14 protein-coding genes are annotated in these 14,207 nt (G+C 54.1%); 7 read left to right on the top strand and 7 right to left on the bottom strand.

Translation table 11 applies throughout. The features are described 5' to 3' along the window. Window positions 1-134 precede the first annotated feature (134 nt). Together PXG97_RS14855 and PXG97_RS14850 are read right to left on the bottom strand one after the other, a co-directional pair. The gene (locus PXG97_RS14855; RefSeq protein WP_276498566.1) at window positions 135-1,577 is read right to left on the bottom strand and encodes an SGNH/GDSL hydrolase family protein; all 1,443 of its coding nucleotides are present in this window, start codon (window positions 1,575-1,577) and stop codon (window positions 135-137) included. A gap of 12 nt (window positions 1,578-1,589) precedes the next feature. Next, complete coding sequence (locus PXG97_RS14850; RefSeq protein ID WP_276498565.1) at window positions 1,590-2,819, bottom strand: OmpP1/FadL family transporter; 1,230 nt, start codon at window positions 2,817-2,819, stop codon at window positions 1,590-1,592. Between the two features lie 352 nt (window positions 2,820-3,171). On the opposite strand from PXG97_RS14850, the gene PXG97_RS14845 reads away from it, so the two are divergent. Next, window positions 3,172-4,068 (top strand): NAD(P)/FAD-dependent oxidoreductase, encoded by an 897-nt coding sequence (locus PXG97_RS14845; RefSeq protein ID WP_276498564.1) that lies wholly within the window; start codon window positions 3,172-3,174, stop codon window positions 4,066-4,068. Window positions 4,069-4,243: 175 nt separating this feature from the next. Here the strand turns inward: PXG97_RS14845 and PXG97_RS14840 are convergent, their stop codons facing one another. Further along, complete coding sequence (locus PXG97_RS14840) at window positions 4,244-5,074, bottom strand: cyanophycinase (RefSeq protein WP_276498563.1); 831 nt, start codon at window positions 5,072-5,074, stop codon at window positions 4,244-4,246. 522 nt (window positions 5,075-5,596) lie between these two features. Between PXG97_RS14840 and PXG97_RS14835 the strand changes: the two genes are divergently transcribed. Genes PXG97_RS14835 through PXG97_RS14825 form a run of 3 tightly spaced genes read left to right on the top strand, consistent with a single transcriptional unit; the run spans window position 5,597 to window position 6,197 of the window. Continuing rightward, a complete protein-coding gene (locus PXG97_RS14835; protein ID WP_276498562.1) occupies window positions 5,597-5,764 on the top strand; it encodes a hypothetical protein in 168 nt (55 codons plus the stop codon). A 60-nt stretch (window positions 5,765-5,824) separates the two neighbouring features. Continuing rightward, window positions 5,825-5,989: a hypothetical protein gene (locus tag PXG97_RS14830; protein WP_276498561.1), complete on the top strand. Its 165-nt coding sequence runs from the start codon at window positions 5,825-5,827 to the stop codon at window positions 5,987-5,989. Between the two features lie 31 nt (window positions 5,990-6,020). Continuing rightward, window positions 6,021-6,197 (top strand): hypothetical protein, encoded by a 177-nt coding sequence (locus tag PXG97_RS14825; protein ID WP_276498560.1) that lies wholly within the window; start codon window positions 6,021-6,023, stop codon window positions 6,195-6,197. 74 nt (window positions 6,198-6,271) lie between these two features. On the opposite strand, the gene PXG97_RS14820 is transcribed toward PXG97_RS14825, so the two are convergent. Next, on the bottom strand, window positions 6,272-6,850 hold the full coding sequence (locus tag PXG97_RS14820) for a hypothetical protein (protein ID WP_276498559.1): 579 nt from the start codon (window positions 6,848-6,850) through the stop codon (window positions 6,272-6,274). Between the two features lie 189 nt (window positions 6,851-7,039). On the opposite strand from PXG97_RS14820, the gene PXG97_RS14815 reads away from it, so the two are divergent. After that, the gene (locus tag PXG97_RS14815; protein WP_276498558.1) at window positions 7,040-8,986 is read left to right on the top strand and encodes a S9 family peptidase; all 1,947 of its coding nucleotides are present in this window, start codon (window positions 7,040-7,042) and stop codon (window positions 8,984-8,986) included. A 69-nt stretch (window positions 8,987-9,055) separates the two neighbouring features. Here the strand turns inward: PXG97_RS14815 and arfB are convergent, their stop codons facing one another. Further along, a complete protein-coding gene (arfB, locus tag PXG97_RS14810) occupies window positions 9,056-9,469 on the bottom strand; it encodes an alternative ribosome rescue aminoacyl-tRNA hydrolase ArfB (RefSeq protein WP_276498557.1) in 414 nt (137 codons plus the stop codon). A gap of 217 nt (window positions 9,470-9,686) precedes the next feature. Between arfB and PXG97_RS14805 the strand changes: the two genes are divergently transcribed. Together PXG97_RS14805 and PXG97_RS14800 are read left to right on the top strand one after the other, a co-directional pair. Beyond that, window positions 9,687-10,766: a site-2 protease family protein gene (locus tag PXG97_RS14805; RefSeq protein WP_276498556.1), complete on the top strand. Its 1,080-nt coding sequence runs from the start codon at window positions 9,687-9,689 to the stop codon at window positions 10,764-10,766. 105 nt (window positions 10,767-10,871) lie between these two features. Next, window positions 10,872-11,687 (top strand): alpha/beta fold hydrolase, encoded by an 816-nt coding sequence (locus PXG97_RS14800; protein WP_276498555.1) that lies wholly within the window; start codon window positions 10,872-10,874, stop codon window positions 11,685-11,687. A gap of 3 nt (window positions 11,688-11,690) precedes the next feature. Here the strand turns inward: PXG97_RS14800 and PXG97_RS14795 are convergent, their stop codons facing one another. Then, on the bottom strand, window positions 11,691-13,469 hold the full coding sequence (locus tag PXG97_RS14795; RefSeq protein ID WP_276498554.1) for a hypothetical protein: 1,779 nt from the start codon (window positions 13,467-13,469) through the stop codon (window positions 11,691-11,693). A 9-nt stretch (window positions 13,470-13,478) separates the two neighbouring features. Then, entirely contained in the window at window positions 13,479-13,931 is a 453-nt protein-coding gene (locus PXG97_RS14790) for a DUF1905 domain-containing protein (RefSeq protein WP_276498553.1), read from the bottom strand. Window positions 13,932-14,207 lie beyond the last annotated feature (276 nt).

The raw sequence follows: 14,207 nt of genomic DNA, 5'->3' as shown, positions 1-14,207 counted from the left end.
ATTCACACGCCTGGAAGGCACTGTGAGGTCGTAGCAAATTCCTGGGGCAGCCTCTAATCTAGAGATTCAGACATAAGCAAAAAAGCACCTCTTGCGGAGGTGCTTTTTTGTTGGCTTATACTTTCGCTAGCCTGTTACTGTCGGCCTGGGAAAAGTACGGCGTCGTACTGTGAGATATCAGTCTTTGGCACGTTGGCATTATACTTTGCATTAATCGCGTCGATTACCTCGTTAGCTACAACGGCGTAGCCCCTCGGTGTTGGGTGAATGCCGTCCAGTGAAAACAGGTTACCGGTAATGAAGGCAGGAGAATAACCCACGTTGTTAACGGCAAAGCCTCCTCTTATAGACTTAAAGTATGCGTTCGCGTCGAACAAAGCCAAGTCACGCGCTGTAGCCTGCGCCTTGATGATCTGGTTGTATGCTTCTGTTGCCGCTTTGATCTTAGCCTGCTCCGTTAAGTCCAGCACAAGCGCACTTGGCAGCGGGTTGCCCATTGACAGGCCAAACATGGCAGTCGTGTCGATAGCATAGTTAGCCAGGATATTCGTTAGCGTCAGGTTCACCACCACCTCGCTTTGACTCGGGCTTAACTGCCTTGCTAGGTCTCTCCAGTATTTGCCCGTCCGCTGGCCGATAAGGCCTGCATACGCAGAAGCTGTAAGTGGGAAATAGACCCCATTCTCGGCAGCACCGATCTGCGCGGCGGCAATTTGCGTACGGTCTCTGCCTGAGCCTGTAAGCGCCACCATACCCGGGATACCATTTGTATCCAGCACCTGTTTGATAGACGGGCCCAGGGTTGTGAAGAAGGGAACAGAGGTAACATCCGGCACCGTTATCAAAACGCCTTTCTGGTTGTCGGCGGTAAGCACGTCCAGCAGCTCATCGAAATTGGCATCAAAATCAGCAACTGGCGTAATCTTATATCTGTTATCAGTCTCGAAGGCGCCACCGGAGGTAGCATACCCCAGCACATCGTTCTCTGCCATCCATACACTAAAGAACGTATGGTTAGCCGCCTGCGCCTGTGCCTGCACATACTGCAGGTAAGTTTGGCCAGGGTTGTCTGTCAAACGCTCAAAGTATGAGTTGCCTTGCGTGCTGCCGTACCCCACTGTTTTGATGTCAGCGGTTTTGATGCCAGGGATAGCCAGGTTGTTGACGTTGTCAGTATACTTGGTATAGAGAGGGGCACCAGCCTCGTTTTGCCCACGCACTGCCAAATCACTTGTAACTGGCTGTGTAATTGGCTGGCCTTGTGGCGTAAAGCCCGCTAGTTTTAGATAGCCGGAGCCGTTCGGCTTATCTTCAGGGAAGAGCGGCTGCTCAAACTCGCCGCCGCCAACTTTTTCAAACTGGCGGGCCAGAATGGCAGGCAGAGAGGCCTGTTGCCCCGGAAGTGTTAAGCCGTTATCGGCATATCCGGCGCTAAGAGAATTGCCCACAGCAACATAAGAACTAAAGTCCGCCGTGCCCGCGCTTGACGAAGGTGTGTCAATCTCAGGCTCGCAGCTAGTAAGTAGCGCAGTGGCAAGAAAGGCCAGCGCACCGGTTTTATAAATTAAGTTTTTCATACTCGTCTAGAACTAGAAATTATAAGTTAAAGCAAGACCAGGGATATATGCCACCGCCTTATAAGTACCGCCAATGCCACCTGATTTATCAGAGGCATCGGTACGCTCTTTTTTATTGATGTACAAGAAAGATGCGTCCAGTTTGATGTTATCAGAAACACTGTAACCTAAACCTACAGATAAGCCACGTGCATCTGAATCTGGAGTCTCTGGCGTCAGGTAGCCGTCCTGTACAGGAGAGCTGTCGTAATAGGCACCGGCACGTAAAGCAAGAGCGTCTGTAGCTTTATACTCTGCGCCGATACGGTATATGTAGGCATCCTCGTAGTTGCGAGCATTCTCTGTAAAGTTGCTGCCGTTCACTGCATCCTGGTAGTCAAAGCGCAGGCTCTTGTAGGCGCTCCACTCCACGCGGTTCACGTCTACGGCAATAGTCAGGGCCTCTGTTGGCATAAAGCCAATACCAAGAGACAGGGTGGCCGGCAGTGGCAGCGAAGCCGCAAACTTTGTATCCGGGAAGCGTGACTTAAGCGATGAAGCCACAGTAAAGGTAGCATCGCCTTCTTCCACATCCACGTCTACCTGAGAGCGGTAGTTAATGCCCAAAGACAGCTTTTCGGATGGTTTAAAGTAGAGACCTAAGTTGTACCCAACGCTTGTTCCGTCACCATCGAGCTCAGCACGGCCATAGTTACCCGCCTCATCCTGCACTGGAATACCACGTTGCAGGTTTACTTTGCCTTTAACATAAGTAAGACCGGCGCCAATGCCAATCTTGTCTGTGATAGCGTAGCTTAAGGTAGGCTGGAAGTAGATAGCTGAAAGCGACAGCTCTTCCAGTCCAAAGCGGCCGCTCCATTCCTGACCCCACTTGGCTGTGCTGCCAAAAGGCGTGTACACGCCCAGTCCGGCAGCCAGTTTGTCGTTAATCTTGTACACGGCGTAAACCTGGAAAGGGGTACCCACAGGGTTATCGGTTCTGGCAGTAACCTCATTGCTCTCTGGAGCTGAATAAGCAATTTTAGAGAAAAGGGCACTGGCTCCTATTGTCACCCCGTTTTCGCGCATGTGGCTCATGGCTCCCGGGTTAAAGAAGATGCTGGACGTACCCGTCTGGAGGCCAGTACCGGTGTGGCCCATACCTATCTGTCGTTGGCTGGCCAGGTTTACCTGATACCCCCCAGCCATAGCCGACGCAGAGAGAAGCGTGCCACCAAGTAGGGCTAGAATTCTGCTTTTCATAAAGTCTAATTTATTTATTGTAGGGTGATAATTGCTCTAAACAAATATATGCTTATTCCACCGCCTCACAATACTTTTTCAAATATTTTTCCGGATGGGTCGAAAAACTAGTGCAAACGATTTCGTTATCTGTCTGAGCAGCCTGTTAGGGCGGTTTTCCCCTGTTGCAGCGGGAGCTGCTAACCTGTAATGGCCGCGCATTGGCCATGTTGCATGTCATCACATGAACATGGGAGCACACGTATGCGCCCATGCAAGTGGCTCAGCGGTAAAGTATAAGATTATCCTTTCTTAAGCGCTATCTTATTTGGCTGCCTTGCGTTAAAAAACTCCTGAACTGAAAGCGAACGAGATGTACGATGTGATAATTATTGGCGGAGGGCCTGCAGGCCTGAATGCCGCCATGCTACTGGGCCGCTCGCGCCGTAAAGTAGTTGTTTTTGACAGCGGCAAGCCCCGCAACCGCTGGGCAAACAACATGAACGGCTTCTTGACGAGCGATGGCATGAACCCACGCGAGTTTATACAGAAGGGCCGTGCCGAGCTGGCAAAGTATGAAGTAGAGTTGATCGACAAGGCGGTGGAGAGTGCCACCTATACCAAGGGCGAGTTTGTGGTAAACGATGTGGAAGGCAAAGTATACCGCTCGCGCAAACTACTGCTGGCCACCGGCCTGAAGGACACCTTGCCCGAGCTGGAAGGAGTGGAGGAGATGTACGGCAAAAGCATTCACCACTGCCCTTACTGCGATGGCTGGGAAAGCCGCGACAAAGCGATTGCCGTGTACGGCGGAGCCGAGCACCACGGAGTGGGGCAGGCGCTGGCCATGAAGAACTGGAGCGCAGACGTTACCCTTTATACTGACGGCATTGATGGCCTGCGGCAGGAGGATGTGGAACTGCTAAAACGCAATGAGGTTAAAGTTGAACGGGAGAAAATCGACCGGCTGGAGGGCGAAGACGGTATGCTGCAATACATTGTGCTGGCTAATGGAGAGAAGCGCCCGCAACAGGCTATGTTCTTCTCCCTTGGCACAGAGCAGCAATCAGACCTTGGCGAGCAGCTGGGCTGCGAGTTCACGAGCGATGGCGTTATCAAGACCAGAAGGCTGCAACACTCCAACATTCCTGGCCTCTTCGTAGCCGGAGATGCCGCCCGCGACATGCAAATGGTGGTAGTGGCTGCCGCCGAAGGCGCCAAAGCCGGTGTAGCCATTAACATGGAACTGCAGCAGGAGAACAGGAAGTGAATGGAGTTTAGGCGTTAGAGAGGCTGGGAGTGGAGGAGTTAAAGCTAACCCACACTTGTTGTATGGCGTTCCCGCTCCTGATGGGGCTACACATGGGTTTGCGGGCCAGTGGCGTCAGAGACTTTACTGTTAGTGCCGGCCCTCAGCCAGAAGCCTGCTGGTTAGTCTTGCCACGTTATACCACCGCTTGGCTTGGCTCCTGCGGCACCGACTGGAAGAGGTGTTCCCGGAGGCAGTAGCGGTAACCGTGCACGAGCAAGTGCATCTTCAGGTTCTCTACGGCAATAGGCTCATTCTCTTCTACCTCGCGGGTATTGGAGAAACGGATCTCACTGGCATCAATCACGGTGACCACGCCCGGCCCAAAAACTTCCACCTGGTCCCCGTTTTTAATAATGATGCCCGTTTCCTCACTTAACCCAATGCCGACGTATTCCGGGTCGTGCGCCACGGCATGCGCCAGCCTGCCGAAGCGTCCGCGTTCTGCAAAGTGTGTGTCGATGTATACTTTCTTGATGAACGAGCAGCCCTGGGTGGTTTTCATCTCGCCTTTGATGAGCGAATAATGCCCGTAGCCGTCGTAAATCATGCGGTTGGACATGATGGCAGCCCCGGCGCTGGTGCCGGAGATAATGATGTTGTCGGTTTGGTAGCGTTGGCGCATCAGGCGCAACAGCTCGGTACCGTTCAGAAAGTTGGCTAAACGAACCTGATCACCGCCGGTAAAGAACACCACGTCTGCCCTACTGATGCGCTCCAGGTACTCAGGCGTATCGGCAGGGTTCTCTTCATCGATGCGCATGAAGTAGGCATTGGCGCAACCTAGCTCCTCAAAGGCCTCTTTGTAGGCATTGCCAGACTTCACAGCGTTAGAAGCTTCAGGCGTGGCGCTCGCAATTACTTCAATGTGCGAGGTGATGGCACAAATTTCGGAGCGGATAAGCTTAATCAGGCCATCGTCATCGCCACCACCCAGCGCTATCAGTGTTCCTTTTACTGGTTCCATAGATGCTTTTACGCTTAAATTGATTTCTTATACTATAAAAATCAGGAGGAGGTTGATCTGTGCAGGCCCTCAAAGAATATATCACTGGTTGCCAGCACAAACCATCATAACAACCCTCACCCGCCCCACATGTTTTAAAGCTTCTTTTTGTTGCTGCCACACGTGGCTGTGCCTGCCACGCAGCACGTTTAGCCCCTGCTCAGGCGGCACAACCTATCCCATCAACAACAGCTCCAGTCTTAGCTGCTGATAAATAAATTTTAAGGGCTGCAGCAGCGGCAAAAAAACTGTCCGGTGGCGTACAGCAAAGTGTTCGGCACCGGACAGTTTTTTCCCGATATATCAGGCAATTATGCTAGTATGATGCTGTAAATCAATCACTTATGCAGTTTGGCACACAAAGTGTAATATCCCAATCAGAAATAAAAAAATTTATAGCGCCCCAAGCAACCATAAGCCCTAAGTCGCTATCTATTAAGACAGAAACATAAAGAAATCGAAAACCAATTAATACCTACTACTATGAAAATCGTGATCGTAATCCTCGCATTAATGACTGGCATGGGAGCCACAATCAAACAATCAGCCAAAGAGATGGAGCAGGTTAAAAACCGCCTGGAGCTGAACGAGTACCGAAACTACCCTAACCTGTTGCCTGTGGTAGAGATTACTGCCCCGGCCCTTAAGTAAGGTAGCGCTTTTAACCACCATTTAACCACGTCCTTAACCTATCAAAAGCAAAATAAAACCATGAAAATCGTAATCCTAATCTTCGCATTCCTGCTGGCCATTGGCGCCACCATTAAGAAGTCTGCCAGCGAAACAAAAGAAATCAGTGAGCGCCTGGAGCTGAACCAGTACAAGTCGTACCCTAACTTGCTGCCTGTTGTAGAGGTTGTGGCCAACCGCGCCTAAGTTGTAACGCAACAGCTAAAAAAGTAAGACTATGAAAATTCTATTCCTGATCGCGGCCGCAATCCTGAGCCTCTACCTGGCCGGAAAAGACATACTGCGAGATGCCAGGCCTACCACTGATTGCCCTGCGCAGGTGGCTGCGCGCCAGCAGCTGCTTGCCACTACTACCGATGCACCAGCCTCAGCCTATACGCAAACCGTAGGCTGAGGTCTCTGGTCCTCCTTACCTTTTCGAAGTATGCGTTACCAACCGACAGTCGCTAAAGGTAGAGCGGCAGGCCACTAGTTGTCCTTTTTCTTGAAGATATCCAGGATGCGGGGCTGCTGCGGCTCCTCCTGCTTGCGGTTCTTCTTCCGGCGGTCGTCGTCATCGTTCTGCTTGCCAAACGGCCACAGCCTTTTTTTCTCCTTTTTCTCCTTCACGATAACATAGCGTATAGATACGCCGGAGGAGAGGTGCACCCAGTCGTCGTGGTTGATGTGCACGGCCGGCTTTACGTCGGCAGAGAGCAGGAACGGCAAGCCGTTTACCTTATACTCTATCCCCAGGATGCCGTCTACACCGGTATACACGCCGCTGTCTTTCAGGTTGCCAATGTGACCGCCAGCGCCCAGGTAGTAGTTAAAGCGCTTACCCAGGATGGGGCGGTGCCACTCGTACAGCACTGTGCCGCTGTACTCGCGCGACCCCACCTGCACAATGCCCTCCAGGGTACCTTTCTCGTGCAGCTTCTGTTGCACGCTCACGCCAAAACGGTCGCTCTCCAGGCGCACGCCGGCCGCTGTTCTATACTTCTGCGCCTGGGCGGCCACGCTTAGCCCGCCCACCAAAACCATCAACAAGAGTAATCTCTTCATCATATACAAGGGTGAAAAATTCTGATGCTGTTGCTGCAAATACCTTACCTAAGGCAGCAGCGGCCCAAAGATAAAGTATAAACCCGACAAGGCAGACACGCCATTTTTCTGCTCCTGCGCCAGCACCTGTTTGTTTTTTAGCTGGATTTCAGTAGCTTAACCTGCTCTTACCGCACCTTAAAACTATAAAACATGAAAAAAATCCTTGCCTGGGCACCTGCTGCCTTTGCCGCTGCCACGCTGCTTGCCGGGTGCCAGAACACCTCATCCGGCGATAACCAAACAACTGAACCGGTGGTGCAGACCTACACCATCGAGCAGTTCATGAACACCACCTCCATCACGGGCAGCGACTTCGCACCGGATAACTCCAAGATTCTCTACTCGAGCAACCAGACCGGCGTGTACAATGCCTTTGAGGTGCCTATAACAGGCGGTGAGCCGCGCCAGCTCACCAACTCAACGGACAATTCGGTGTTTGTGATATCTTACTTTCCGAAAGACGAGCGTATTTTATACTCCAGCGACAAGGGCGGCGACGAGATTACGCACCTGTACGTGCGCAACACCGACGGCACCACCAAAGACCTGACGCCGGAGCCCAAGGCCAAAGCAGCCTTTGCCGGCTGGAGCCACGACCAGAACAGCTTCTTCTTCCTCTCCAACAAGCGCGACCCGCGTTACTTCGACCTGTATGAGATGGACCTGCAGACGCTCTCGCCTAAGCTGGTGATGCAGAACGAGCAGGGCTTTGATGTGGCGGCTATCTCCCGTGATAAAAAGCACCTGGCGCTGGTGAAAAGCATTAACACCAACAGCAGCGACATGTACCTGTTCAACACCGACACCAAGCAGCTGAAGAAACTGACCGATCACACCGAGGACATTCAATACACCCCGGAAACCTTTACGCCGGACAACAGGCAACTTTACTTTCTGACAGACGAGGGCGGCGAGTTTATGGAGCTGAAAAGCTACGATGTGGCCACTGGCAAAATTTCCGACGTGGAAAAGGCTGATTGGGACATCCAGTATACTTACTTCTCGCGCGACGGGAAGTATAGGGTAACCTCTATCAACAACGATGCCCGTACCGAGGTAAAAGTATATAACACCGCCACCGGGGAGCAGGTACAGCTGCCGGAGGTGCCTGCCGGCGACATAACCGGCGTAAACTTCTCGGATGACGAGAACCTGATGGCGTTTTACGTGAACAGCCCTACCTCTTCGAGCAACCTGTACGTGCACGATTTCCGCAGCAACAAGACAACCCAGCTAACCAACACCATGAACCCGGAGATAAACCAGGATGACCTGGTGAAAACGGAGGTGATCCGCTACAAATCCTATGACGGACTGGAGATACCTGCCCTGCTGATGAAGCCCAAGAACGCCAGCGCAGACAACAAAGTGCCGGCCGTACTCTGGATACACGGCGGCCCGGGCGGGCAAACGCGCCTGAACTATAGCCCGCTGATGCAGTACCTGGTGAACCACGGCTACGCGGTGCTGGCGGTGAACAACCGCGGCAGCTCCGGCTACGGCAAAACCTTCTTCGCGGCCGATGACCAGAAGCACGGCGACGTGGACCTGAAAGACTGCATAGAGGCAAAGAAATATCTGGCCGAGACAGGCTATGTGGACGAGGAAAAGATCGGTATTATGGGCGGCAGCTACGGCGGCTACATGGTGCTGGCGGGCCTGGCCTTTACGCCGGATGAGTTTGCCGTGGGCGTGAACCTGTTCGGGGTGGCCAACTGGCTGCGCACGCTGCAGAGCATACCGCCGTACTGGGAGTCGTTTAGGGAGGCGCTGTATAAGGAAATGGGCAACCCGGAGACAGACTCAGCCGCCCTTTATAACAAATCGCCGCTGTTCTTCGCCCACCAGATCAAGAAGCCGCTGATGGTGCTGCAGGGGGCCAACGACCCGCGCGTGCTGAAGGTGGAGTCGGATGAGATTGTGGCCGCCGTGAAGAAGAACAACGTGCCCGTGGAGTATGTGGTGTTCGACGACGAGGGGCATGGCTTTGTGAAGAAGGAAAACCAGATAGAAGGCTACAGTGCCATCCTCACGTTCCTGGACACCTACCTGAAAGGCAACAGCGCGAATGCTGCCTCCGCCGCAGGCACTGAGTAAATATATTTTGAGTGATGATACTATAAAGCAGGCGGCACCTCTACAGTGCCGCCTGCTTTTCTTTTATACTTAGTAGTCGCCCCGGAAGCCGCGGTTCGCTTTTTTCTCCGCCTGCTTTTTCTTGCCCTCCAGCCGGCGGCGCACACTGGAGCGGGTGGGCTTGGTGGCCTTGCGCTTCTTCTGCCGCGTAAACGCCTGCCGCAGCAGCTCATAAAACCGCTGCACGCACAGCTCCTTGTTCTGCAGCTGGCTGCGCTCGGTCTGGCACACCACCTGCAGATAGCCTTCGCTGTTGATGCGGCTGCCCAGCTTCGCCTGCACCAGCGCCTTCTCCTCCTCGGTCAGCAGCTCCGAGCTTTCCACATGAAACCGCAGCTCCATCTTGGTGTTTACCTTGTTCACGTTCTGCCCGCCGGCCCCGCCACTCCGCGACGCCTGAAACTGCAGCTCCCGCTCCAATCCTCTATCACTTACATTAGCCATATCTCTTCAGATTTATACGTTGTAGCACGTGGCCCCCTTCGCCAAAACCCTGTGCGACCTTTACGTGCTGCGCCCGCTAAAGCTAGGATAAAGTTCAAAAACATTACCCACACGGCCGCCTATACTTTATGCGCGGCTATCTTCTGCGGTTGTACGGGTGCGTAAACATAAAGCTGGTGCCATGCGTTAATTCACTGAACCCTAAAGCTTAAAGCACATGAAGTGGTCGCTGAACCTAGGCAGGATTGCAGGCATAAAAATACTGGTGCACTGGACCTTTGTGCTCTTGTTGGGATGGGTGGCTTTTACCGAGGCGCAGCGCGGCAGCGACACCCCGACTATTTTACTGGCGATCGGATTTATACTGGCTGTCTTCTTCTGCGTGGTGCTGCACGAGCTCGGCCATGCCCTCACGGCCAAGCGTTACGGCATCAGCACCAAGATGATTACACTGCTGCCTATTGGCGGCGTGGCCAGCCTGGAGAAGATGCCGGAAAAACCGAAACAGGAGCTTTTGGTAGCCCTGGCCGGCCCGGCGGTGAATGTGGTGATCGCGCTTATACTTTGGCTGGTGCTGCCATCGCTGCCAACCGCACCATCCGAGGAGTTCTTCCTGCGCATCACACCGGCAAATTTCCTTTACCTGCTGCTGTTTGTGAACGTGGTGCTGGTGGTATTCAATGCCATACCGGCCTTCCCCATGGATGGCGGGCGGGTACTGCGGGCGCTGCTGGCTTTTAAGCTGGGGCGCGTGCGGGCCACGCAGATTGCGGCCAACCTGGGGCAATTGCTGGCCATCTTCTTTGTGTTCATCGGCCTCTTCTACAATCCTTTTCTTATCCTGATCGGGGCGTTTGTGTTTTTCGGCGCATACTCCGAAAACATTGTGGTGCAGCACCTGGATTTCCTGCGCGGCCACAGCGTGCGTGAGGGCATGATGACCAACTTCGTGACGCTGGCTCCAACCGACTCCGTACGAGGTGCGCTTAACAAGCTGCTTACCGGCTCAGAGCACGAGTTTATTGTGGAGGAGGATGGCGCGGTAGTAGGAACGCTGACACGCTCCCAACTGATACAGGCGGTAAAAGAAGAGCAGATGGAGACACCCGTGGCCAAGATCATGTCGGGGGATGTGAAGACCTTTAGCGTGCACGACAAACTCTCCGACGCCTACACCGAACTGCAGAAGACACGCGTGCCGCTTTACCCCGTGCTCGAAAACGGCCGCCTGGCCGGCGTTATCAACACCGATAACATCAACGAGTTCATCATGATCAAGTCGGCGCTGATGCACTAGCGGCTTGGGTATTCGGTGGTTTTCCAGGGATTGATTCCTGCTTTCACTTTTCCGCAATTTCCGCTATATTCGTTAGCTACCAAAGCATCAGAAAAGAAGAGCGCCATGAAGCATACCTTACCCGACGGACTACAACTTTACTACGAACTGCACGGCAACCCAGAAGCACCGCAGGCCATGGTTTTCCTCAACGGGCTATCGCAGTCCACAGCGGCTTGGGCGGGGCTGGTGCACGCGCTGGGCAAGAAGTACAGGCTGGTGCTGGTAGACCTCCTATTTCAGGGGCAGAGTGATGCGGCACCAGCGCACCGAAGCTTCGAGGGCCATGCCGCCGACCTGGCGGATTTGTTGAGAACACTGGACCTGCCAGACACCATGGTGGTGGGCATATCGTACGGCGGAGCTGTGGCGCAGCGTTTTCTGGTAAACCACCCGGAGCTGGCGCAGGCGGGGGCGCTGCTGTCTACTTTTCCGTATAAGGATGCGTATTTCGATGCCATCGGCTATAGCTGGGAGGCGGCTTTGAAAGCCGGAGGCTATCCGCTGATGCTGGACGTGATGCTGCCCACCGTGCTCGGCCGCAGCTATTTCCTCAACCCGATCATCACGATAGAGAACCTCAAAAACGCCAAAGCCAACCAAAGCCCTACGCCCGATAATATCTTGAAGCTGACGCAAGCCACCAAGGAAAGCGGCAATTACCTGGAGGAGTTGAAGAAGGTGCAGGTGCCGGTGCTGGTGGTGCATGGCGACGAGGATCCGCTGTGCACGGTGGAGATGGGGCAGGCCATGTACCAAGCGCTGCCGCACGCCGAGCTGGAAATTCTACCGCACATTGGCCATACCTTAAACCTGGAGAGCATCCCCGACCTGATCCAACTGCTGGATACCTTTGCCGCTAAGCTGAGGGTGGGGGTGTAGCGACTACAACTTCTCCTCTAGCCACAGAAACGCGCTGCTGAGCACAAACAGCACAAAGAACCAGAGCAGTGGCAGCGGCTCTTCTTTATAAGCAACCGAAGCCTCGGCAGGGCTTATATGTTGCTGCGCGGCAAAAGCCTGCGTGGCGGCTCGTCTGGTAGCGATGCTTTCAAACGCCCAATCCACGGTATCCTGCACAAAGAAAAAGTAAGGTTTGGCATTAGGTGATTCCACTTTATGCCAGCCGCTGCTGTGGGGCCAGAAGGTGCCGCTATACTTCTCCGGCTGATGCGTATGCTGCGCCAGCGGCAGGTTTATACTTGTGGTGTCGGCTGTACTGGTAACGGCGGCTGTGGGCACTGCTCCTTCTGAAGCATAATCTGTGAAAGTAAGTATAACGGGCTTACCGGGCTGCGGCATCTGCGGCTGCACTACCTGCCAGAACCGCTCCTGCACCTGCTCCCGGGCTACCGCCGACAGCAGGCTGGCCCAGTAGCTGGCGTATATTTCGGGCTTGCCCTCCAGTTGCCACGGGAACGTCTGCGGCACCAGGCTCATGGCTACTTTTCCCCAGCCCGCTGTTTTTGCCCCGGCTAATAAGCTATTGCCCTGCTCCTCTACCAAGGCTGTTAATGCAGCGGCATCTGCCAACGCGTAAGGCGCGGCGGTGAGAGTAACTTCTGTGGCTCCGGCCCAACTGGCGCGGGCGCTGCGGGTGCTTTGCTGTGATACCCTGCTGCTCCTAAAGTTTGTAAAAAAGGCTGTGTTGCGATGCGTAGCAGGCGCAGTGGCAATGGTTAGCACGCCCAGCCCGTTTTCTGTCACGGCTTTTTGCAGCGCATCTCTTTCGGCGGCACTTATGTTTTGCAGCGCCTCCGGTTCGGTTATCACCACGTCGAAGCGCTGCAGCAGTTTAGGGGTGATGCGGCGGAGGTCGGTGCGGGGCATGTTCAGCCATTCGCTCTGGCTCAGGTCTTTGCTGATAGTGGTGCGCAAGGCTACCCGGTGCTGCAGCTCCGCCAGGTGGTTTTTCAGGAACTTGAACTCGAAGTTAGGGGAGGAGGCCAGCAGCAGCACCCCCAGCTCCTGCGGTGGCTCCACCTGCACCGGCACCTGCCCTAGCGTATCGGTATTCGCCAGTAAAGTATAAGTATAGCGGCCTGGCACTTTCGGGGTGTAGCGGAGGCGGAAGGTGTGGGTGCTATCCGCGGCCAGTTCTACAGAATCCTGTGCTTTGCCAGCGGCGTGCAGGTACAGCTTTATACTTGCTGCTGCGGATTCATACTTGCCGGCCACCTCCACGGCTTCTCCCAATTTTATACTTGCTGGCCAGCTTACCGCCTGCACCCCGGCCGGAGCGCGCGTGAGGTGAGGCAGCAGTTGCAGGTGCTTTAATTGCTCCAGTTCCTCCTCCTCTAACCCATAGCCCAGCAAATGCACTGTCTGCAGCCCCGGTTGCCGCTGCTGCAACTCTAGCAGGGAGTGTATGGCCTCGCCCTTATCCGAAGTGGTTTTATAAGTATAAACTGTAGGTTTTGCTTCCAGCCTTTGCAGCATGGCATCCAGGGAATCCGTCTCAAACCCCTTGGTTAAAAGTATAGCCGTGCCGGGGCTGATGGCCTGCTGCGTAACGGGCGGAAACACCAGCAGCACCAGGCTCACTCCGGCCACAGCGCTAGCCAACAGCCGCCACGGCAGTCGTTGCCGGTTAGTTCGGCGCCAGGCCAGCCACAGGAGCAGCAGGACCACAGGTATCGCTATAAGCCAGGTTAGTTGCATCATCTTATTTTATTAGCGTGGGGGCAGGCCCAGCATGGCCCGGAAATTCTCCTTGCCCTCCGGCAGCTTTTTCAGGTTCTCGATTAAAGTGATGGCACGGTCCACGCGCAGCTGCGGGCTTTTTACCGCCGACACGTGGTTGAGCATGTAGCGCTGCATGCCGGGCTTAAGCAGCAGAAAGCGCCTGTTTCCCTCCTCGTCCTGCTGCAGCAGCTCCTCCATTTCGGCAGGCATTTCGGTGCCGTATTGGCTGTCGTCTTTCTCCAGTGTTACTGTTACCTCATCGTGCAGCGCTACGCCCAGTTGCTGCATGCGCTTTTTACTGATGCTGATATAGGCTCTGCCCTCGCCCAGCGCCATCAACCCGCACTGAAAGTTTAGCGTGTTGTTTACCTTACAGATCAGGCGGATGTTGAGGGTGCCCAAATCCTGTACTACCTCCTGCGGCACTTCCAGGTAGTGCATACCGGGGAGGTGTTGGAGTAAGCCGATATGGGTGCGGAACTGAATCATGCTTGTGTTATAGTTTCTTTGCCTCTCTCTTGGCTGTGCCTTTTATTATTTTATGGCGCAAGTCTTCAGGCTTGTGCCTTCTTATACTTCAGTTTATACTTTCAAAGCCACTGCTTCCCTTTGCTTGATACAAGCTATCCTTACTAGCCACCGCTGATCCTCTAGTTCCCACAAACCTACAGTTTCATCTCCAACAGTGGAGCTCTCCAGCCCGAGAGGGCTCGCCTT

Source organism: Pontibacter litorisediminis, assembly GCF_029360645.1.
Lineage (GTDB): Bacteria > Bacteroidota > Bacteroidia > Cytophagales > Hymenobacteraceae > Pontibacter > Pontibacter litorisediminis.
Note: the sequence above shows the minus strand (reverse complement) of the source record. Positions and strands in the feature narration are given on the sequence as shown.